Source organism: Azospirillum sp. FG154, from assembly GCF_057809575.1.
On record NZ_JBMDKF010000009.1, the window covers coordinates 1 to 21,772 of the forward strand.

Sequence of the window (21,772 nt, forward strand, 5' to 3'; positions counted from 1 at the left end):
CTGCGATCTGGCCTGCCGCAATCGTGCCGCCTGCGATCTGGCCTGCCGCAATCGTGCCGCCTGCGATCTGGCCTGCCGCAATCGTACCGCCAGCGATCTGACCCGCCGCAATCGTGCCGCCTGCGATCTGGCCTGCCGCAATCGAAGCCGCCGTGGCGATCGATTCCGCCGCGACGCCGACGTCAACCCCACCGCTTCCATCCGTCAGGCTGCGGAACGCGTCAGCCGCCGCCGAGCGCACATCCTCCGCCCCGACCCCCTCAAAGCCGCTCTGCTCAAGCAGCGCACGCTTGCCATTGGCGTCCTGAGCGTTCAACCGATCACGAAAATCGCTGTCGGTCGCGAGTCGCTTGATAAGATCGAGTGCCCGTTCGTTCGCCATTCCTGCCCTCTTATTTTGCTTTGCCGGTGGGATAGCGGCAATCAGCGACACTATATAAATTAAAAGCAACCCATCCTAGAAAATTTTCATCTCTAACGCGTATATTCGCCGCCCAATATCCATGGCGATAATCTAGAATCGTCGCCGCAACTTGCTCCGCCCCATCGCTGTTGCAGCATTATTACAAAACACCACAGGAAGGACTGGTCAAATTCGATATGGTTAATTTAATATTGAAAGCATCTTCATCCCGTCCATGAGGAAATTAATGGCGAACCAGAAGGCAAATTTGATCTCTTTGCAACACAAACACGCCAGAAAAAAACAGGAATCCCTCAATTGATTGCAAAAACTGGAGCCGCGCGCGACCTCATCGCGACCACCACAACCAAACCTGACCTTGCTCGACAAATTTTTAATTTAAAGCTGGCGAGTTCATGCTGCTTGACCGCCCCCAGAAACGCTCACCCTGTTCGCCGCCCAAGGGAAGAGCCAAAGCAACGCGCCGACGCGAAACCACCTTGCGAGAACCCGCCGCAACCAAAACAACCGAATCGGCGGCGGCGGCGCCACATGACTGTTTGCGTCAAACGCAGGTTGACCAGGCGAGATCGCCCCAGACGCGGCAGCCTCCGGCGCCGCCGCCGCCCCACCATGCCGATGGGACTATCCCGCCCCTCGGCGCGCGCGCCACTGCTCACGGGTCTGCGACCAGATGTCGATTTCAATCATCTCCATCGGAGCCGGCAGTTGCCCAACTCCCCGCAAACGGGAACCCAACCGGGTGGCGACGGCTTGCGAGGCGGTGTTGTTGGGAGCGATGGAATGGATGACCTCATCCCATCCCAACACGTCGAACACCCAATCAATGGCGGCGGTCGCGGCTTCGACGGCGTAACCACGCCCCCATCGGTCGCGCCGGATGGCCCATCCAACCTCGCTGCCGGGCCACCCCTCGGGCATCCAGGGACCAACGCGCCCAATCCAGTCGCCGGTCTCCTTCTCGATCACCGAAAACATGCCGAAACCCTGAATGGTCCAGGCCCCCGCCATGGTGAGAAAGCCGCGCCACGCCACCGGGCGCTCTTGCAAACCGCCAATGAATTCCGTGTTTTTATCGTCAGCCATCATCGCGGCCCACCCCTCGAAATCCGCCGCCGCCGTCGGGCGCAGAATCAATCGGGACGTTTTCAGCACCACGTCGCGCAAAGCCTTCACCATCCACCCTTCCGGCGCATCATGGCCGACATTCCAAAACCGCGACCGGCGGCCAAAACCGCGACACGCGGTCCACCAACCCGGCGCGCAGCCCGAAAACGGCGCAACCGCTTGGCCCTCACCACTTTCCACAAGCAGCCGATGCCCGTCCAGAGCGAAGAATCCGCAAAAATCGCAACCCTCCACACCGCGCGGCAGCCTTAACCCAGCCACATTCCCTCGATAATATGGGAACAAAACCCCCACTGCCCCCTTTACAGTGGAGGAACGATGGCGCACCGACGCCCTCAACATGGAGAAACCACGATGATCCGTCTTTGCACGTCCGCTCTGACCCTGGCCGCCATTGGCGGCGCGGCGCTGGCGCTGAGCGGGGGCGCCCCGGCTTTCGCGCAGACCATGGCGGCGGCGGCACAACCGGAATGGACCGAACAGGCCAACCAGCGCCCGACCAAGCCGGGGGACGAGGCTTTGACGGCGGGCACGCTGTCCATCCGCACGGCGACCACCATGCCGGGCACCGTCAGCGTCTATGTCCGCAACGGCTACCCCTTCGCCATCGTGCTGACGCGGGTGGACGCGATGGAGTGCGTGAACATCGTCGCCACCGATTGCGGTTTGATCGGTCAGGATCTTCCCGTCGCCTCGGGCGCGGAAATGCTGGTCCGCACGCTGCGGCAGGCCGACCCGACCAAGACCTACGGCGTGACCCCGACCTTCACATGGCGGCCCGCCGTCGCCTCGAAGTGACCATGGCGCTTGACTTCGCCCGTCCGCCGGGCTGAATGCCAGAACACCGACGCCGCGCCGTTCCGGGATCTCCCGTTTCAACGGGCGGCGTCGGCCCACACCGGCGGTTCCCGCGATGCTGTCCTTGCCCAAACTTCTTCTTCTCGTGATCGTCGTCGCGCTGGTCTGGTTCGGCTGGCGCTGGGTCGCCCGCGTCCAGACCATTGGCCGCGCCCGCACGCAGGCGCGCCGCACCGGCGGCGCCCCGACCGGCGCCCCCTTCGCCCCTCGCGCCGCCAGCCCGACCGACGCGGAGGATATGGAAAAATGCCCGGAATGCGGCGCTTACGTCGCCCCGCGCTCCGCCGTGTCCTGCGGACGATCCGCCTGCCCCTACGGTCGTTGACCGCCGCGCCGCGTCCTGCGGATTCGGGTCCGGCTTGATTCCCCCGTCGCGCCCGCCTATCTTGCGGCGCTTTCAACCCTTTTTTTTGTGGACCGTCCATGGCCTCCCAGAGCGGGACTTCCGCCGACAGTCGCGGCCTGTCGTTTCAGGCTCTGATCCTCACGCTTCACCAGTTCTGGTCGGAGCGGGGCTGCGTCATCCTCCAGCCCTACGACATGGAGGTGGGGGCCGGCACCTTCCACCCGGCGACGACGCTGCGCGCGCTCGGCCCCGATCCGTGGAAGGCGGCCTATGTCCAGCCGTCGCGTCGGCCCAAGGATGGCCGCTATGGCGAGAATCCCAACCGGCTTCAGCATTATTACCAGTATCAGGTGATTATGAAGCCGTCGCCCGCCGACCCGCAGGCGCTGTATCTGGACAGCCTGCGCGCCATCGGCATCAACCCGTCGCTGCACGACATCCGTTTCGTCGAGGATGACTGGGAAAGCCCGACGCTCGGCGCCTGGGGCCTGGGCTGGGAAGTCTGGTGCGACGGGATGGAGGTCACGCAATACACCTATTTCCAGCAGGTCGGCGGCATCGAATGCGACCCCGTCGCGGTCGAGCTGACCTATGGGCTGGAGCGTCTGGCCATGTATGTCCAGGGCGTGGAAAACGTCTATGACCTGGATTTCAACGGCCAGGGCGTGAAATACGGCGACGTCTTCAAGCGCGCCGAAATCGAATACTCGAAGCACAATTTCGAGCACGCCAACACCGACATGCTGCTCCAGCATTTCAAGGACGCCGAGGCCGAGTGTCAGGCGCTGGTCGGCCAGAATCTGGCCCTGCCCGCCTATGACCAATGCATCAAGGCGTCCCATCTGTTCAACCTGCTGGACGCGCGCGGCGTCATCAGCGTGGTGGAGCGCGCCGCCTACATCGGCCGCGTCCGCACGCTGGCCAAGGCCTGCTGCGAAGTCTGGACGGGGGCCAAGTAAATGACCGAATTTCTGCTCGAATTCTTCTCCGAAGAAATCCCCGCCCGCATGCAGGCGCGGGCCGCCGACGATCTGAAGCGCCTCGTCATCGACGCGCTGACCGCCAACGGCCTGAGCTTCACCGCCGCCGCCGCCCATTCCACCCCGCGCCGTCTGGCGCTGGTGGTCGATGGCCTGCCCGAGCGCACCGCCGACGTGCGCGAGGAAAAGAAGGGGCCGCGCGTCGGTTCGCCCGAACAGGCGGTCGTCGGCTTCCTGAAATCCGCCGGGTTGACCAGCCTCGACCAGTGCGAGCAGCGCGACACCGGCAAGGGCGTGTTCTATTTCGCCGTCACCGAAAAGGCCGGTCGCGCCACCGCCGAGGTGTTGGCCGAAATCATCCCGACCGTGATGGCCGCCCTGCCCTGGCCGAAATCCATGCGCTGGGGCACCGGCACGGTGCGCTGGGTCCGCCCGCTGCATTCGATCATCGCCCTGTTCGGCGGCAAAATCCTGGACGGCGGTTTCGAGATTGGCGGGGCGCAGCCGCGCGTCGTCTTCGGAAACAGCACGCGCGGCCACCGTTTCCTCGCCCCCGACGCCTTCACGGTCGAGAATTTCGCCGATTATCAGGCGAAGCTGCTGGCCGCCAAGGTCGTGTTGGACCGCGACGCCCGCAAGGCCAAGATCAAGGCCGACGCCGAGGCGCTGGCCGCCCGCGAAGGGCTGACCCTGTCGCCGGACGAGGCGCTGTTGGACGAGGTCGCCGGGCTGGTCGAATGGCCGGTCGCGCTGATCGGCTCCATCGACGAAAGCTTCATGGACGTGCCGTCGGAGGTGCTCATCACCTCGATGCGGACGCACCAGAAATACTTCGCGGCGCTGGATGCGGCGGGCAAGATGGCCCCGCGCTTCATCGTCGTCGCCAACACCGAAACCGTCGATGGCGGCAAGGCCGTCGTCGCCGGGAACGAGCGGGTGCTGCGCGCCCGCCTGTCCGACGCCAAATTCTTCTGGGACCAGGACCGCAAGACCAAGCTGGAGGCCCGCGTCCCGGCGTTGGAAAAAATCACCTTCCACGCCAAGCTGGGCACGGTGGCCGAGAAGGTCACGCGCGTCCAATTGCTGGCCGCCGAGATCGCGCGGGCCATCGGCGCCGACGTGGACGCCGCCAGCCGCGCCGCCCTGCTCTGCAAGGCCGATCTGGTGACGGAAGTCGTCGGCGAATTCCCCGAGGTTCAGGGAATCATGGGCCGCTATTACGCGCTGGGCCAAGGCGAAAGCGCCGAGGTGGCCGACGCCATCGCCGCCCATTACAAGCCGGTCGGCCCGTCGGATTCCTGCCCGACCGCTCCCGTCTCCGTCGCCGTGGCGCTGGCCGACAAGATCGACACGCTGGTCGGCTTCTTCGCCATCGACGAAAAGCCGACGGGATCGAAAGACCCCTACGCGCTGCGCCGGGCGGCGTTGGGCGTGATCCGGCTGGTGCTGGAGAATGGGCTGCGGTTGCCGCTGTCGGCGGTGTTCACCGCCGCGCACGGCGCTTACACCGTCGGCGGTTTCGCCGCGTCGGACAGCGTCAGCGGCGACCTCATCGCCTTCTTCGCCGACCGCCTGAAGGTGGTGTTGCGCGAGCAGGGCGTGCGGCATGATCTGGTGGACGCCGTGTTCGCTCTGGGCGGCGGCGACGATCTGGTCCGGCTGCTGGCGCGGGTCAAGGCGTTGCAGGCCTTCGTCGGCTCCGACGCCGGGGCGAATTTGTTGGCCGCCTACAAGCGCGCGTCGAACATCGTCCGCATCGAAGAGAAGAAGGACGGCGCGTCGTTCGACCAGCCGGTCGAGGCCGCCCGCCTTGATCTGGCCGAAGAACAGGCGCTGTTCGCCGCCCTGAACGCCGCGTCGGCGACCGCCGCCCCGCTGTTGGCGGCGGAGGATTTCACCGGCGCCATGGCGGCGCTCGCCAACCTGCGCGGCCCGGTGGATGATTTCTTCACCAAGGTGACGGTCAACGCCGACGATTCGGCTTTGCGCGCCAACCGCCTGCGCCTGCTGACCCAAATCCGCGCGACGTTGAACGCGGTCGCCGATTTCTCGAAGATCGAAGGCTGACGTCCCGCACCGACCTAGGGGCGACAACCCCTAGGTCGACGCGATCACGCCGCTTTCTTCCGGTCAGACTCTTAAGCCGACACGGACGGTTGCGCGTCCAGCCCAGCCCGCCGCTCCACATCCGCCAGCAGGGCGGCGAGACGGTCGGCTTCGGCCTGGACCGCCGCCGCGTCGTACCAGTCGGGCAGATTCTCCGGGTCGGTCCGCGCCGTCGGGGCCTGCCCCGTCACCTGCACGAGGTTGGTTTCCTCGTTCGGATCCCGGTTCAGATCATACATCTCCCATTCCAGCAGAAGCGGGTTTGACGGGTCGAAATAGCGGGCCAGCTTGGCGTTCTCGGTGCGCACGCACCGGATGTGGTTGGGCTGGCGCACCGGGCCGGAGGACAATTCCGGCACCGGCTTGACGTTGAAGGCGCCGGTGCGGACGGCCTCGACGGTCTGGCAATACACCTCATACGCGCCATAATAGTCGGGCTGGGTGATCCGGCCGTTGTCGGTCGGCTGCGTCACCTCGTCGTCGGTCATGAACAGCACGCCTTCGCGCGGCTGACCGTTGGGGTACGTCACCGGCGTGCCGGGGGTCTTCAGCACCGGGGTCAGATCGACGCCGGGCAACGGCGCCATAGTGTGGCGCTTGGCCAGTTCGGCCTCCGCCTTGTCCAGGGCCTTCCGACCGACGCCGGTCAGGCCCAGAACGGTGGGCACCAGGTCGGCGTGGCTGGTCACGGCGTCCACATGGCGCAGCGTGGTCCCGTCGCCGCCCATCGAGGCCGGGAATCGGACCACCATCGGCACATGCACGGCCTCCTCATAGGCGACGTGCCACTTCTCCAGCATCATGTTGTGGGACGCCCCCAGCTCGCCATGGTCGGCCACGAAGAGCACGATGGTGTTCTCGGCCTGCCCGGAATCCTCCAGGGCCTGGAGCACGCGGTTGATCTGGGGATCGACCTGGGAATGCAGCCAGGCATAGAACTGAAGAAGTTGGACGCTGTACCCCTCCGGGTCTTCGGAGAGCTGGAACGGAATGGTGAATTTCAGGGCCAACGCCACAGCGGCTTCCCAGTCGGCGGACCCGGCCAGGTTCCCGGCGGCGCTGACGGCGCCGTGGCTCGCCTTGGCGGACAGGGCCAGCCCGATCTTGTAGGCGGCGTCGAACTGGCAGGACGGCTTGGTCGACAGATCCTCGTTCCAGGTGGGAATCCGGCCAGCGCAATCCTGCGGGAAGCCCTGCGGGTTGAGCGGCATCGCCATGGTGCCCTCGGTCGGCGGGTGCGACGACTGCCCCTGGAGGGGCACGTCGAGCGGGCCGAACACCGGCTGGGTCTTTGCCGTGCTTCCGTCGGTCGGCGGCAGGGCCTGGGAAATCACCGTGGGGTATGTGGCGATGTCGTGGGGGTTGGTGAAGGACACCACCGCGAACCACGGGCGTTGGGCGGCGTCGGTCGCGGGGGTGTTGGGGCCGGGCCGCGCCTCGTCCGCCGAAACCCCGTAATTGTAGGGCAGCGCCAGACCACGGCGGTGCAGGAACAGGCAAGCGTTGTCGGCGAAACCGGAGTCGCGGTAGATGCCCAGATTGTTGATGGCCGCCCCATGGGGTTCGGGATAGGACAGCTCCCAATCGGAGAAGCCGTAACGGATCAGCGAATGGCCGGCCGGGTTGCTGACATGCCATTTGCCGAAATAATGGGATGAATAGCCGATGGCCTGCATCCAATGACCCAGGGTGGGATGGCCGTCGGCCTCCAGCCATGGGAATTGGACCGCGTTCCCATCCTTGAACATGCCGTCGGTCTGGGTCACGCCGGTGCGGTTGCCGTACTGTCCGGTGAACATCACCGCGCGGCTGGGGGTGCAGGCGCTGGACGCGATGGTGTGGTTGTGCAGCGCCACCGCGTTCCGGCGCAGCCGGGTCAGGCCGGGAAAGAAGCGGGCGTATTCATTCTCGCCCACATCCGCCTCGCCCCGGAATCCCAGGATCCGCTTCAGCGGCTCCGCCAGTCCGCCATTGGGACCATAGGAAAAGCGCGGATAGCGGTATTGATCGACGGAGATCAGCAGAATGTTGGGCTGCGCGCCGTTGGGCTGCGGTCGGTTGGTGTTTTCAGACATGACAATATTATCCTTCGCGATCCATATCGGGGAAGAGCGACGTCAATGGGTGATCGGCCTTCGGAAAAGGAATGAATTTCCGTTGCAGAAGGTGGATTTTGACTGTTTTTCTCTGATTTCCATTGAAAGGTAATTTGATAATATTCAGTATGTCAAATGATATTGGCGTTAAATCTCAATCAATCATCAAAAATAAATATCATTACTATGTATGTATTTTGATTTTTAGAATTTTATGATCGCCTGAACTCACTGTTTCAGCGCCGAAATTGTTTTTCCCCTATCGCTCCGCTTCCAAATCCTTGGGAGAGTCTTCCCCAGCGTCCGGGATGGCGGTTCCCGTCGTCGAAATCGCCGCGCCATGGACACCGGAGCGGCAACCTCCCCGACGGCGAATGGCGAGCAAGCGACCGCGCTGTCAGGCAATGGAAGCCGCTGATGTTCGCTTTTTGTTTCTTTTTAAACCAATCGCTCTCGCCACTCATGACCCGCTGGGCTTTTCGCCGCCCCGGAGGCGCGCGGAGGCGAACAGCGCCGCCCCTGGACAGAGAGCGATGGAATCTATGCGGAGTTCGCAGGGGCCAAGGGAAATGTTTCTCTACAAAGTCCGCAATGACTCACTCAAACGATTGTCCCGCCCGCGACCGCGCCAACCGCAAATCATCGTGGAACAGCGGGACCTCGTGCCAGTTGCCGCGCATCAGATAGCTGGGGTGGAAGGTCGGGACCACCTCCACCCCATCGAGAACGCCGTCCAGAAGGCGGCAGGGCAGCGGCGTTCCGCGCAGGCTGAGAATGCCGTTTTGCCCGGTCAAGGCCCAGGTCGGCGTGCGCCCGACGGCGATGACGACCCGTGGCGCGAAAGCGGCCAGCGCGTCGCGCAACGCCTCGATCTCGCCCGAAAAATCGGCCAGCAGCCGGTCCGAGGTTCCGAACGCCCCCCACCGCTCGTCCAACGCCCGCCCCTCCCGCTTGGCGCGGGCGCGCGACGCGAAGAAATGGCCGACCTTGTTGCCGGGCGGCTGGCGACGGAAGACGTTGGCGACCAGGCACTCCTCCCGCGCGATCCCAGCCGCCGCCAACCCCTCGTCCAACATCCGCCCGCTGCGCCCGACGAAGGGCATGCCCAGCCGCGCCTCTTCCGCGCCGGGGGCCTCGCCGACGATGGCGACGCGGGGGCCGTCGCCCTGTCGCGTCGGAAACTGGTAATCGGCGAACGGCAGGTCGCGCAGAGCGGGGTTGGTCATCGGTGGTCCGGCGGGAAAGTACGGAACGGATTGGGCGGGCTTGCCGACGCGGCGCGGCGTCCCCACTCTTCAGGACCGTCTGTCTACCCCACTCCGCCCCGAGCCGCCACCACAGGAGCGCTCCCCATGACCACGCAAGACTCCCCCCCGAACGCCGATTTGGCCGCCCAACGCTGCGAACCCTGCCGGGGCGGCGTTCCGGCCCTGGACCGCGCCGAAGCCGAAGCCCTGTTGCCGCGCGTGCCGGGCTGGAGCCTGAAGGACGGCCCCAACCGCGTCGAACGGGAGTTCCGCTTCCCCGACTTCGCCCAGGCGCAGAGCTTCGCCGTCCAGGTCGGCGACCTCTGCGAGGCGGAGGGCCATCACGCCGACATCCGCTACGGCTGGGGCTATTGCGGCGTGTCCTTTTGGACGCACAAGATCAACGGCCTGCACGAGAACGACTTCATCATGGCGGCGAAGGTCAACGCGCTGGCGGGAGAGGGATAAGGCGGAAGAGCGTCGCCCCCTCCCTAACCCTCCCCCGCTGTCGCGGGAGAGGGGACTGCCGCTGAACGCTGGCAAAGGAACGCTGACAAAGGTCCGGCTCCCTCTCCCGCGCAGCGGGGGAGGGATGGGGAGGGGGCAAAACCCCGACGCGTCAACGCGTCTCCCTACCCCCACAACTCCGGCGCCGGAGGTTGAACCCGCGCCCCGTCGTAGGTTAGGCCCGGCGCCCGGTCTTCGGCCAGCAGCAGCGGGCCGTCGAGATCGACGTAGCGGGCGCCCTGCCCCACCAGCATCGCCGGGGCCATGGCGAGCGAGGTGGCGACCATGCAGCCGACCATCACGTCAAAGCCCAGCGCGTCCGCCGCACGGCGCATCGCCAGCGCCTCGGTCAGCCCGCCGGTCTTGTCCAGCTTGATGTTGACCACCTGATACAGCCCGCGCAGCCCTTCCAGCGACTCGACGCCGTGGCAGGATTCATCCGCGCCCAACGGGACCGGACAGCGCGCGCCGCGCAACGCCTCATCCTGCCCGGCGGGAAGCGGCTGTTCGATCATCTCCACCCCCAGCGCGGCCAGCGCCGGGCCGAACGCGTGGAGCTGCTCCAGCGTCCAGCCTTCGTTGGCGTCCACCACCAGCCGCGCCGCCGGGGCCGCCGCCCGCACCGCCGCCACCCGTTCCAGATCGCCCGCGCCGGTCAGCTTCATTTTGAACAGGGGATGGCGCGCCGCCCGTTCGCGCGCCGCCGCCGCCATCGCCGCCGGTTCATCGACGCTCAGCGTGTAGCAGGTGGTCAGCGGGCCGGGCCCGGCGGCCAACCCCGCCGCGCGCCAGACCGGCGCGCCCGATTGTTTGGCCTCCAAATCCCACAGGGCGCAATCCAGCGCGTTGCGCGCCGCCCCCGGCGGCAAGGCGGCGGCCAGCCCGGCGCGGTCCAGCCCCGAGGCCACGGCGCCGGCCAACCCCTCCAGCGCCGCGATCACCCCCTCGACGCTCTCGCCGTAGCGGGCGTAGGGGACGCACTCGCCCCAGCCGCGATGGGGGCCGTCCGTCACCTCGGCCACCACCACGGCGGCCTCGGTCTTGGCCCCGCGTGAAATCCGAAAGGCGCCGCGAATCGGAAAGCGCTCGCAACGGACGGTCAGACGGCGCAGGGCGGGAACAGGGGTGGGCATGAGACGACGCTCCAGACCAAAACGCGACAGGGGCCGGGAGTGTATCCCGGCCCCTGTCGGTGATCGACCCATCCGTGAGCCGGAAAGCGCGTCACCGCTCCTGAACGATGACCCCGTACCAACCCAAGCCCTTGTAGGTCTCGTAACCCGGCGTCAGGGCGTAGCCAAGAACCCGGTCGCCATCCACATAATGGCCCATCACCCCGCCGCCCCGGCGCAGGGGCAGGCTTTCCGTCAGGATGCCGCGCCCGTCCGAGGAGGCGATCACCCGATGGCGGGCGTCGAGCAGCAGGCAGCGCGAGCGTTCCCGCTCATGCTCCTCCAGCCGCACGCCCTGGACCACGGCGGCGGCCTGCGGCTCCCAATCGAAGAAGATGCCGAGCACGCCGAGAACCTCGCCGTTCGCCTCGCCGTCGCGGCGGATGGCGGTGGCGTAGGTGGCGACGACGCGGTCGTCCAGCGAGCCGTTGCGGGCGACGTCGCCGACGATGAACTCCCCGCCGTTGCTGGTCGCCATCGCTTGGCGGAACCACGCCTCGTTGGCGACGTTGGCGCCGCGCGCCTGCCGGTAACGGTCGGGGCGGCCGTTGGCGATGACCTCGCCGTTCCGGTCGGCGATCCACAGATCCAGATACACCGTGTAGGATTCCAGGATCACACCCAGCCGATGGGAGGCATGGCGGCGCGCGTCCTCCGTCGGGTCGGCGGCGCAATCGACCACGGCGCTGTCGGTCGCCCACCAACGAACGTCGCAGGAGCGTTCGTACAGATTGCGGTCGATGATCTCGATCATGTTCAAGGACAGGTCGGCCAGCCGCTTGCCGTGCATCTCCTGCACCATGGCGCTGCCGGTGGTGGTCAGATGATCGACGCGGGCGACGATTTCCGACCGCAATTCCTTGGTGATGCTGTTGACCTGGGTCGAGATCTCCGAAACCTCGTTCGCCACCACGGCGAAGCCGCGCCCGGCGTCGCCCGCCCGCGCCGCCTCGATCAGCGCGTTCATCGCCAGCATTTTGGTGCGGCGGGTGATGTCCTCGATCAGCGTCACTTTCTTCGACGCCACATCCAGCACGCCGCGCGACAGCTCGAACAAATCGGTGCCCGCCATGCTCATTTTTTCGTCCCCCGCCATGACCGTCTCGTTCGTTCCTTGTCCAATCAAAAGCCGTGCCAAGCGTCACGGCGCCGCCACGCTGACCCAGAATCCGGCCCTTCCTGCGGAGTCGCCCCCTCCGCACAGTCTCGGGCCGTTCGTTCACAAAGGTTCTCTCCGGCGATGACTTGCCCTGATTTCGGGCATTCCGGCATCACAAAAGACAACAGCCTGTGAACACGGTCAGTATGTTGCGGCGATGTAACATGTTTTTGGGATCGACACGAAACAAAAAACCCGTGCCGCCCGTCAATTCGTTGCTTTCATATCGCAACGCACCGACACGCAACACGGGCATGCTCAATCCATGGGCAAACGCCGCCAATCAGGCGGCGCGGCCCATCTCATCCAGGAAGGTTTGAACATCGCGGGTCAGGCCATCGGCCTCGACCGCCATCCGTTCGGACGCGGCGAACACCGCGTGCGCCGCGCCGCTGGTGCGGCTGGCCGCGTCGGTGACGTCGCGGATGTCGTCGGACACCGCGCGGGTGCCCGCCGCCGCCTGCTCCATGTTGGCGACGATCTCATGGACCGCCGCGCCCTGCTGCTCGATCCCGGCGCTGATGCCGCCCGCGATGCCGTTGATCGTGTGAATGGTGCGGCCAATGCCAAGGATGGAGCCGACCGCCTGATCGGTGGAGCTTTGAATCCCGGCGATCTGGTTGGCGATGTCGCCGGTCGCCTTGGCCGTCTGGTCGGCCAGCCGCTTGACCTCGTTCGCCACGACGGCGAAGCCCTTGCCCGCGTCGCCCGCGCGCGCGGCCTCGATGGTCGCGTTCAACGCCAACAAATTGGTCTGGCTGGCGATGTCGTTGATGAGGGTGACGACCTCCCCCACCGTGCGGGCGGCGCCGGACAGTTGCGCCACCAACGCGTTGGACCGCTCCGCCTCTTCCGCCGCGCCTTCCGCCACCTTGGCGATCTCCTCGACCTGCCGGGCGATTTCCCCGATGGAGGCCGACAATTGTTCCGTCGCCGCCGCGACGCTGCCGACGTTGGAGCCGGTCTGCGCCGCTGACGACGCGACCGAAGAGGCCTTGGCGCAGGCCTGATCGGCGTCCTGCTCCATGGTCCGCGCCGACAGCTCCAACTGGTGGGCGGTGTCCGCCACCTCGGTGCAGACGCGCTTGATCTGCCCCTCGAAGCGGTTGGCGACCCCGGCGAAGCCCGCCACCTTTTTGGCGATGCTGTCGGTCGCCGCGTTGATGGTGCGGCTGGCGTGCAGGAAACCGCCCTGCATGCCGCGCTCGACGATGCGACGGAAATACTTGTGCTCCGACACATAATGCATCGAGGCCGTCGCCTCGCGCACGAAGGCGTCGGTGCGGTCGATGGCGTCGTTGGTGGCGTGCATCAACTCGCCCAGCGGGCCGCCTTCGCGGATGCCGATGACGCGCGCCTCAAAATCGCCGCGCGACACCGCGCGGTTGACCTCGACCAACTGCGCCACCGCCGCGCCGCTGCGGTTCAGGAACAGCCCGGCCCCGGCCAACGCCGCCAGCGCGCCGACGCCAAAGCCCAGGCGCAGCGCGCCGCCGCCAAAACCGATGGCGTCGGCCAGAAGCGGAACAACCAGGAAAGCGGCGGCCAGAGCGGTGCAGACGGCGGCCTTAAAGAGAGAAGACGAATTCGTCATACCCGATCCCCTTCTCGGTCAGCAACCCGACCACCGTGGCGAAGCCCGCCGCCATGCCCTGTTTGCGGTCGGCATGGCTGTTTTCAATGTCCAGCAGCGTACGGTACAGCGGCACGACCTTGTCCACCGCCGAACGCTCCGGAACCCGGCGGGAGGAGTGGTAGCCGATCACCCGCCCGCCCGCGTCGAAACTGGGCGTCACATGGGCGAACACCCAGTAATGATCGCCGTTGCGCGCCCGGTTGACGACGTAGGCGAAGATTTCCTGTTTGGCTTCCAGCGTGTCCCACAACAGCTTGAACACGCAGCGCGGCATGGCCGGGTGGCGCACGATGGAGTGCGGCGCGCCCATCAACTCCGCCTCGTTGTACCCGGCGACGCGCTGAAACACCCGGTTGGCGTAGGTGATCCGCCCTTTCAAATCGGTTTTGGAAACGATGACCTCATCGGCGTCGAAAAACCGCTCCACCCCCGTCAAGGGAACATCCTGTCGTGCCATCGTCCCTGCCGATTCCTACGCCCCCCGAAGGGGTCCGTCTGGTGAAATCCGTCCGGCAGCCTGCAAAAACCGAACGAAAGGTTGTACAAAGAGTGCAGTTCTTCGAGCGTCCAATCGCGTGAACACCGAAACAAACGCCAATCTAAAGAGACGGGAGGTTTCAGAAAAGACGAAATTTGTTGCCGCGCTGAAATATCGGGGGCGCGAATCTGTCGCGGATTTTACACAAGAACCTTTTGTAAGGTCATTCCGGTGGGTATGGCACCGTCAGAACCCGGCCAACCGGGGGATTGTCAACCTCAACCACGCTGCCGTCGGGCCAGCGCACTTCGATCCGCTCAACCTCGTGGCAATGGCCCAAACCGAAATGGGCGACCGGCTCGCCCTGGCACGAATAGCCTGACCCGGCGCAGACAACCCGACGCTGCCGCCGCCCCTGAGCGACGCAACTCACCACAGCGCCCCGCGCCGGGGCGCCATAGGGGGTCAGCGGCATGACGCGCAGCCAGCCATGATGATTCGCTTCCGGTCGGAAAATGGACAGCGGTTGCGCCGTTCCGTCGCCATGGGCCAGAACCAGTTCCAGACGGCCATCGCCGTCAATGTCCACCGCCACCGCGCCGGTTCCCGACCCCTTCGGTTCGGCGGCGTCGCCCAGCGGCAATTCCTGCCACGAATCCTCGCGCCAGCCGAACAGGCGGTTCGGCTCGCCCTGGGTGTGGAAGAACAGCTCCTCATAGCCGTCATTGTCGAAATCAGCGACCACCACCGTCGCCACCCGGCCCGGCATCGACAGATCGCCTTCGGCCAAATCGACGAAACCGCCGCCCGAGCGCTGCTGAAACAAGCGCTGCGCCCCGTCCCAACCGCCGATCAACAGACCGAACAGCCCGTCGCCGTCCGCGTCGATGGCCGCCACCGCCCGGTTGGGCGCGCGGGAATCGGCGATCCCCCGCTCCTCGGCGATTTCCTCGAAATTGCCGTCGCCCAGATTGCGGAACAGTTGATTGGGGCCGCCGTCGTTCAGGACCACCAAATCCATGCGGTCGGAGACGATGGACAGCCCCGCCACCCCGCGCGCGGCGACGATGACGTCCAACCCAGCCTCTTCCGCCCCATCCTCCAAACGGCCCCGACGGCTCAACTCCAGCAGACGCAGCGGCCCGCCGTCGGTCGCCACGACGAAGCCGTAACGGCCATGACCAAAACGGTCGAGCGCCGCCACCGCGCGCGCCGCCGTCCGATTGCCCGCCGCCGCGTTTTCCGGTTGTCCCAACAGGTCGAGCCAATGTTTGCCAAAGCAGGCGAACAGCCGATCCGCCATGTCCTTTGGCCCGCTGGCCTGGTCGGAATTGACGACGTACAGCTCTTCCCGGCCATCCCCGTCGATGTCGGCGGCGGCCAGCCCAACGGCGCAGCCGGTCGGATCCGCCAGCAGCGGCCCGGCGACGTCCACCAGACGGTCGCCGTCCCATTTCAGAACCAGATTGTTGGTGCGGTATCCGGCCACCACAAGCTCGAAAGCGCCATCCCCGTCAAGATCGACCACCGCGACGCCGTTCGACAGACGCGGCGGATTGACGGGCAGCAGCGACGAGCAGTCGATGAACATCGGAACCCTCTTTGTCCGACGACGCCGTCGGCGACGGCATCATCCCGTTGACGGCGCGCCGTGATGCAGAGCCTTGTCCCGATTGGCCTTTCACGGCGCGTCCCTTGTAAATACCGCGTCCGGCGTCCCCCGTAAACCCGGACGGAGGGCGTGGTTCGCCTCCGTCCCGCCCTATGGTCATCCGGGCATAAAAAACCCTGCGTCCGACCGGCGCGACGCGCGGCGAAACGCAGGGTCATAAACACCCGAGAACATACGACTCAGTGGCGCTTCTTGACGCCGCCGTTGGTCAAGGGGCCGTTGGCGGCCAGCTTGCCATCCTCGTCATCCGGGTCCGCGCTTGCCGACGGCTTCAGGTCGGGTTTCTTGACGGCGGCCATCGCCGACTTCAGTTGCTCGCGCGCCGGAAGCTCGATGTTGAGTTCCAGGGTGGAGCAATCGCCGCCACGGTCCAGCTTCACCTCGACCTTGTTCTGGTCGATGTCGATGTATTTGGCGATCACCGCCAACAGCTCCTGCTGGAGCATCGGCAGGTAATCCGGCCCGGTCCGCCCGGCGCGCTCATGCGCCATGACGATCTGCAAGCGCTCCTTGGCCTGCACCGCCGACGGCCGGGGGGCCGAGCGGAAAAAGCTGAAGATGCTCATGCGCTCCTCCGGAGGAGACGGCTGAACAGGCCCTTCTTCTGGGGGCTGACGAAGCGATGTTCGATCTCGTCGCCCAGGAAACGGCCAACCGCGTCGGTGTAAGCCTGACCGGCGTTCGACGCCTCGTCCAAAATCACCGGCATGCCGACGTTCGACGCGCGCAGCACCGCCTGGCTTTCCGGGATCACGCCAAGAAGCGGGATGGCCAGAATTTCCAGCACGTCGTCAACCTTCAGCATTTCGCCGCGCTCCACCCGTTCCGGGTCGTAGCGGGTCAGCAAAAGCTGCTGCGTCACCGGCTCCAGCCCTTGCTCCGCCCGGCGCGAGCGCGAGGCCAGCACGCCGAGGATGCGGTCGCTGTCGCGCACCGACGACACTTCCGGGTTGGTGACGATGATGGCGTGATCGGCGAAATAGAGCGACATCAGCGCCCCGCGCTCGATGCCCGCCGGGCTGTCGCACAGGATGTAGTCAAACTCCTTCGACAGATCGTTCAGGACGCGCTCCACGCCGGCGGGGGTCAGCGCGTCCTTGTCGCGAGTCTGCGAGGTCGGCAGTATGTACAGATTGTCGATCCGCTTGTCCTTAATCAACGCCTGGCTCAGCTTGGCTTCGCCGTTGATGACGTTGATGAAGTCGAAAACGACCCGACGTTCGCAGCCCATGACGAGATCAAGGTTGCGCAGACCAACGTCGAAATCGATGACGACCGTCTTGAAACCGCGCAGAGCCAACCCGGTTGCGAACGCGGCGGACGAGGTCGTCTTGCCGACACCGCCCTTGCCGGAGGTCATGACGATGATCTTGCTCAACGGAGCCTCTCCCATAATCCCAAAGTTGCCGACATCAAAACCCAATCACCCCTGCACCGCATCCGGTGAACAGACCCCGAACTCTTAAGCTGTCTTGAGGGGTTCCATGCGCAAAACCCCTTCGCGCAGGAAAACCTGCACCGGCTTCTTGAAAAAGTCACTGCCGATGTCTTCGCTGACGCGGTAAATCCCTGCGACCGAAACGACCTCGGCCTCCAGGCTGTGGCAGAACACGCGGGCGTTGGTGTCGCCCGACACCCCCGCCAGCGCCCGGCCACGCAGCGCGCCATACACATGAATGTTGCCGTCGGCCAGCAGCTCCGCCCCCGGCGACACCGACGCCGTGATGATGAGGTCGGTCTTTTCGGCGTAAACCTGCATGCCGGAACGCACCGGCTCCGTCACCACAAGCGCCGGACGGTGCACCACCTCGATCGTGACCGTCGCCGCCGGGTTGGCGTCGCGCGGATCCGGTCCCTTGGCGACCTCCAGCTTGGCGGCGCGCCCGGTCGGCATCGGCGTCAGACCGGCGGCGAGCGCCGCCTCCTGCACCGGACGAGGACCGCCTTGGAAGCCGACCGGCAGCAGATGATGCGCCCGCACCTGCGCCACAAAGGCGGCGAGATCGAAGACCACCGTGTCCGGCAGCTCATCGAAATCCAGCACGACCGGGGCGTTGCGGAAAAAATTCGGCGCCTGCCGGACCTTCACGTTCAATTGCGGGAAAAAATCATGGGAATTCGGGGTGTTGACCTTCAACACCATCATGGTGAAGGAATTGCCCCGCAACTGGAACGGCGCGTCCCGTTCGGCAACCTGATTGGCGCTGCTCACCGCTGCCTTCCCGTTTGTTCCTGCCGACCCGACCCGCTCATGCCACCCCGCCCGACCCGTCGCCCAAACCGGCGACCCAGGGTCTTCAATTTTTTCCACATCGTTGGTGACGGCGACGACCCGTCGGCGTTCCGATTTCTAGCCGTCCGCCCGACCCTGGTTCAAGCGAATCCCTCCGCAAAGACGGCCTCGCCCCAAAACCAACGCCGAGAATCCCCATTGCGCCGGATACTAGCCAATGCCGCCGCTCGCGGCAAAGCCTTTCGCCCGCCGCCGCCATGTCCGAAGGTCCGGCCTGTGGCGTGTCCGCCACACCACATATGGTGTGAATATTTCGAGTCAGCCGCAATTCCATCTGGCGCCCCGCCCGCTCCGCGCTCATCCTTCGCGTCAGTGGGTCGCCACGACGACGAGGGTCATTTGCGCCTGTGTCCGTTCAACAGAGACCGCCGGTCTCTTCCGCCCGCAGGGGCCAGCGCAACGACGGCCCTTCGCCGTCACCGCGCGACGGCGGCGTTCCTTCGCACCTCAACGTTCCTTCGTCCCGCAGCGCCCGCCAACCAGCAGCGTCGATCAACGAACCTCCCGCCGTCGGGAGGTTTTTTTGTGCCCGGAATCAGCGCCACCCCCACAGTCGAGGAGACGCGTCATGGCCAAACGTTCGAGCAAAGCGATCGCCAGCACACCGACGACCACACGGGATGAGTCCACCGTCCTTCCCCTGTTCCCCAGCCGGTCGGGCTGGGATCCCCTGGCGGGGGAGGAGCGGCGCGACCAAAGCTATCTGCGCACCGTCAAGCCGCAGAACCCAAACCAAAAGGCGCTGATGGACGCCATCGCCACCCACAATCTGGTGGTCGCCCTGGGTCCGGCGGGAACCGGCAAGACCTATCTGGCGATCTCGGCGGCGGTCGAAGCGTTGGAGGAGGGCAGCGTGGACCGCATCGTCCTCTCCCGCCCGGCGCTGGAAGCCGGGGAAAGCATCGGTTATCTGCCAGGCGACATGCACGAAAAGATGGCGCCCTTCCTGCGCCCGCTGACCGACGCGCTGTCCGACCGCATGGGGGCCAAACGGCTGCGCGCGCTGATGGCCGAGGGAACCATCGAGGTCGCCCCGATCGGCTACATGCGCGGGCGGACGCTGAACAACGCCTTCGTCGTGATCGACGAGGCGCAGAACTGCACCTATTCCCAGATCAAGATGCTGCTGACCCGCCTGGGTTGGCATTCCACCATGGTGCTGACCGGCGACCCCGACCAGACCGACCTGCTCGACAATTTGTCCGGCTTGGCCGACATCGCCCGGCGGCTGGAGGCGGTGGAGGGAATCGCGGTGGCCCGCCTGACGGAAAAGGACATCGTTCGCCATCCGCTGGTCGCCAGCATGCTGACCGTTTTGTAACAATCCAGCGAATCGACGCGTGGCGATGGATTGAATCCGTCGCCACGCGCCGAACGCCTCCCCGCTCACCGCGCTTTTGATCGGCGACGTCGGAAAAAATCCGCGCTGCAAACAATACGTCTTGACGAACATAGCGACGTCGGCAAAAGGTCACAAAAATTTTAGGTAAATAGGCGTTTTGTGATCGGAGGACCGTCGGTCGTGTTTGAGCGCATCAGCATCAAGGGCAAGATCGGGGTGATTCTGGCCGCCGCCGGCGTCGGCCTTCTCCTCGTCGCCATCGTCAGCCTGCTTGGGCTGCGCGCTGAAATGATGGCGGATCGGCAGGACAAGACCCGAAACGTCGTGGAGGTCGCCCACACGCTGATCGCCCATTACGAAGCGCAAGAACGCGCCGGAAGCCTGAGCCGCGACGCGGCGCAAGCGGCGGCCAAAGCGGCCTTGCGCGCGTTGCGCCATGACGGAACGGAGTATTTCTTTCTCACCGATCTGTCGCCCCGGATGATTATGCACCCGATCAAACCGGAGCTGGACGGCAAGGATCTGTCGCAAGAGGCGGACCCGACCGGCAAAAAGCTGTTTGTCGAGTTCGTCCGCGTGGTCAAGGCCAGCGGGGCCGGATTCGTTGATTACCAATGGCCCAAGCCCGGTTTCGTCAAACCGGCGCCCAAATTGTCCTATGTGAAGGGCTTCACCCCGTGGGGCTGGCTGGTCGGGTCGGGCATCTACATCGACGATGTCGACGCCGCCTTCCGCGACGCCGCTCTGCGCTTGGGCGCCATTGGCCTGCTGATCGGTCTGGCGGCGACCCTCGTCGCCCTTCTGGTCAGCCGCGCCATCATCCGTCCGCTGGACGGCATGGGCCGGGTGATGCAGGCGCTGGCCGACGGCGACAGCGCGGTGACGGTCCCCGACACCGACCGCCGCGACGAAATCGGCGCGATGGCGCGCACGGTCGAGGTGTTCCGCGTCCAGCAGATCGACCTTGCCCGCCATTGGGACCGGCAACAGATCGACCTGCGCGTCACCGAACAGCGCGCCCGCGCGCTCAAGCGGTTGACGGACCGATTCGACGCCACCGTGGCCGACACCATCCGCTCGGTCGACGGCGCCGTCGGCACGCTGGAGGCCACCGCCCGCAACCTGTCGTCCACCGCCGACCGCAACCGACAGGACGCCGCGTCGGTCGCCACCGCGTCGCAACAGGCCTCCAACAGCGTGCAGACCGTCGCGGCGGCGGCGGAGGAATTGACCGGCGCCATCGCCGTGATCGGCGAGCAGGTCGTCACCTCCTCCACCATCTCCAGCCAAGCCGTCGCCGCGTCGCGACGGGCGGGCGCGCAGATTGACGGATTGGGCAGCGCGGCCCAGAAGATCGGCGAGGTCGCCGACCTGATCGCCGGAATCGCCAGCCAAACCAACCTGTTGGCGCTCAACGCCACCATCGAGGCGGCCCGCGCCGGGGAGATGGGCAAGGGCTTCGCCGTCGTCGCCGGCGAGGTCAAGAATCTCGCCGGACAGACCGCCAAAGCCACCGAGGAGATCGGCCTCCACATCGCCCAGGTTCAGGACGCGACCCGCGCCGCCGTGGACGCCATCCGCGACATCGGCGGCATCGTCGCCCGCAACGACGAAATCGGCGCCTCCATCGCCTCCGCCGTCCAGCAGCAGGGCGCGGCCACCGACGAGATCGCCCGCAGCGCGTCGGACGCCGCCCATGGCGCCCGTCAAGTGTCCGACAGCATCGAAGCGGTGTCCGCCGCCGCGCTGGACACCGAACGGTCGGCGGACGACTTGCTGAACGCGGCGGGCGGGTTGTCGCAGCAGGCGAACGCCCTGCGCGGCATGGTCGACGCCTTCCTGGTCAACGTCGAGGCGATCAACGCCGCCCCGCTGGCGGCGCTGCATGACGGGACATCCGCCGACGGCGCGGCGTTCATGGCCTGGAGCGACGAGCTGACGGTTGGCGACGAGGGCATCGACGCCGACCACATGATTTTGATCGCCCTGCTGAACGAAGCGGCCTCCCGCGTCGCCGAACGGGCCGAGCGCGCCGTTCTGACCGCCGCCATCGGGCGTCTGCTGGCCTACACCGTCTTGCATTTCGAGCAGGAGGAGCGGGTCATGGAGCGCAGCGGCTACCCCGACCGGATCGCCCACAAGGCCCAGCACGACGCGCTGCGCCAACGCGCCGCCGCGCTCAAACAGCGGTTGGAAGCCGGGGAAACCTCGGTCGGCGACGATCTGCTGGCCCTGGTTCGTGAATGGCTGTTCGAGCACATCCAGCGCTCCGACAAGCGGATCGGCGCGCATCTGGCGCGGCAATCCCGCGCGGCGGCCTGAAGCCGA

Annotated in this window: 19 protein-coding genes; 7 read left to right on the forward strand and 12 right to left on the reverse strand. The window is 65.9% G+C overall.

The genetic code is table 11. The features are described from left to right. Both ACODS4_RS12345 and ACODS4_RS12350 read right to left on the reverse strand, forming a co-directional pair. On the reverse strand, positions 1-382 hold a 382-nt coding region (locus ACODS4_RS12345), incomplete at its 3' end, for a hypothetical protein (RefSeq protein WP_488863997.1). Between the two features lie 666 nt (positions 383-1,048). Further along, complete coding sequence (locus ACODS4_RS12350; protein WP_488863999.1) at positions 1,049-1,603, reverse strand: GNAT family N-acetyltransferase; 555 nt, start codon at positions 1,601-1,603, stop codon at positions 1,049-1,051. 303 nt (positions 1,604-1,906) lie between these two features. Between ACODS4_RS12350 and ACODS4_RS12355 the strand changes: the two genes are divergently transcribed. The 4 genes from ACODS4_RS12355 to glyS all read left to right on the forward strand — a co-directional run bounded on the left by ACODS4_RS12355 (position 1,907) and on the right by glyS (position 5,803). After that, entirely contained in the window at positions 1,907-2,350 is a 444-nt protein-coding gene (locus ACODS4_RS12355) for a hypothetical protein (RefSeq protein ID WP_488864001.1), read from the forward strand. Between the two features lie 115 nt (positions 2,351-2,465). Continuing rightward, positions 2,466-2,735 (forward strand): hypothetical protein, encoded by a 270-nt coding sequence (locus tag ACODS4_RS12360; protein ID WP_488864003.1) that lies wholly within the window; start codon positions 2,466-2,468, stop codon positions 2,733-2,735. 98 nt (positions 2,736-2,833) lie between these two features. Further along, complete coding sequence (locus ACODS4_RS12365) at positions 2,834-3,715, forward strand: glycine--tRNA ligase subunit alpha (protein WP_488864005.1); 882 nt, start codon at positions 2,834-2,836, stop codon at positions 3,713-3,715. Then, positions 3,716-5,803, forward strand: coding sequence for a glycine--tRNA ligase subunit beta (glyS, locus tag ACODS4_RS12370; RefSeq protein WP_488864007.1), 2,088 nt, complete (start codon positions 3,716-3,718; stop codon positions 5,801-5,803). 71 nt (positions 5,804-5,874) lie between these two features. Here glyS and ACODS4_RS12375 read toward each other — a convergent pair whose 3' ends face one another. Together ACODS4_RS12375 and ACODS4_RS12380 are read right to left on the reverse strand one after the other, a co-directional pair. After that, positions 5,875-7,917 (reverse strand): sulfatase-like hydrolase/transferase, encoded by a 2,043-nt coding sequence (locus ACODS4_RS12375; RefSeq protein WP_488864009.1) that lies wholly within the window; start codon positions 7,915-7,917, stop codon positions 5,875-5,877. A 617-nt stretch (positions 7,918-8,534) separates the two neighbouring features. Beyond that, positions 8,535-9,164, reverse strand: coding sequence for a uracil-DNA glycosylase (locus ACODS4_RS12380; RefSeq protein ID WP_488864011.1), 630 nt, complete (start codon positions 9,162-9,164; stop codon positions 8,535-8,537). 126 nt (positions 9,165-9,290) lie between these two features. Between ACODS4_RS12380 and ACODS4_RS12385 the strand changes: the two genes are divergently transcribed. Beyond that, the gene (locus tag ACODS4_RS12385; RefSeq protein WP_488864013.1) at positions 9,291-9,653 is read left to right on the forward strand and encodes a 4a-hydroxytetrahydrobiopterin dehydratase; all 363 of its coding nucleotides are present in this window, start codon (positions 9,291-9,293) and stop codon (positions 9,651-9,653) included. Between the two features lie 164 nt (positions 9,654-9,817). Here ACODS4_RS12385 and dgcA read toward each other — a convergent pair whose 3' ends face one another. From dgcA to minC, 8 genes are all read right to left on the reverse strand, one after another. Then, positions 9,818-10,825: an N-acetyl-D-Glu racemase DgcA gene (gene dgcA, locus ACODS4_RS12390; protein ID WP_488864015.1), complete on the reverse strand. Its 1,008-nt coding sequence runs from the start codon at positions 10,823-10,825 to the stop codon at positions 9,818-9,820. Positions 10,826-10,916: 91 nt separating this feature from the next. Beyond that, positions 10,917-11,960 (reverse strand): cache domain-containing protein, encoded by a 1,044-nt coding sequence (locus ACODS4_RS12395; RefSeq protein WP_488864017.1) that lies wholly within the window; start codon positions 11,958-11,960, stop codon positions 10,917-10,919. Positions 11,961-12,306: 346 nt separating this feature from the next. Next, entirely contained in the window at positions 12,307-13,617 is a 1,311-nt protein-coding gene (locus ACODS4_RS12400; RefSeq protein ID WP_488864019.1) for a methyl-accepting chemotaxis protein, read from the reverse strand. Then, positions 13,592-14,116, reverse strand: coding sequence for a PAS domain-containing protein (locus ACODS4_RS12405; protein WP_298364450.1), 525 nt, complete (start codon positions 14,114-14,116; stop codon positions 13,592-13,594). Before ACODS4_RS12405 ends, ACODS4_RS12400 begins: the two co-directional genes overlap by 26 nt. Before the next feature lie 244 nt (positions 14,117-14,360). Next, a complete protein-coding gene (locus tag ACODS4_RS12410; RefSeq protein ID WP_488864020.1) occupies positions 14,361-15,728 on the reverse strand; it encodes a CRTAC1 family protein in 1,368 nt (455 codons plus the stop codon). Positions 15,729-15,988: 260 nt separating this feature from the next. After that, complete coding sequence (gene minE, locus ACODS4_RS12415; protein ID WP_488864022.1) at positions 15,989-16,375, reverse strand: cell division topological specificity factor MinE; 387 nt, start codon at positions 16,373-16,375, stop codon at positions 15,989-15,991. Beyond that, entirely contained in the window at positions 16,372-17,187 is an 816-nt protein-coding gene (minD, locus tag ACODS4_RS12420; protein WP_119830847.1) for a septum site-determining protein MinD, read from the reverse strand. The genes minE and minD overlap by 4 nt, the downstream gene beginning before the upstream one ends. An 84-nt stretch (positions 17,188-17,271) precedes the next feature. Further along, positions 17,272-18,021: a septum site-determining protein MinC gene (gene minC, locus ACODS4_RS12425; protein WP_488864024.1), complete on the reverse strand. Its 750-nt coding sequence runs from the start codon at positions 18,019-18,021 to the stop codon at positions 17,272-17,274. A 649-nt stretch (positions 18,022-18,670) separates the two neighbouring features. On the opposite strand from minC, the gene ACODS4_RS12430 reads away from it, so the two are divergent. Then, positions 18,671-19,423, forward strand: a complete 753-nt coding sequence (locus ACODS4_RS12430; protein WP_488864026.1) for a PhoH family protein — start codon at positions 18,671-18,673, stop codon at positions 19,421-19,423. A gap of 201 nt (positions 19,424-19,624) precedes the next feature. Further along, positions 19,625-21,766, forward strand: a complete 2,142-nt coding sequence (locus tag ACODS4_RS12435) for a bacteriohemerythrin (RefSeq protein ID WP_488864028.1) — start codon at positions 19,625-19,627, stop codon at positions 21,764-21,766. Positions 21,767-21,772 lie beyond the last annotated feature (6 nt).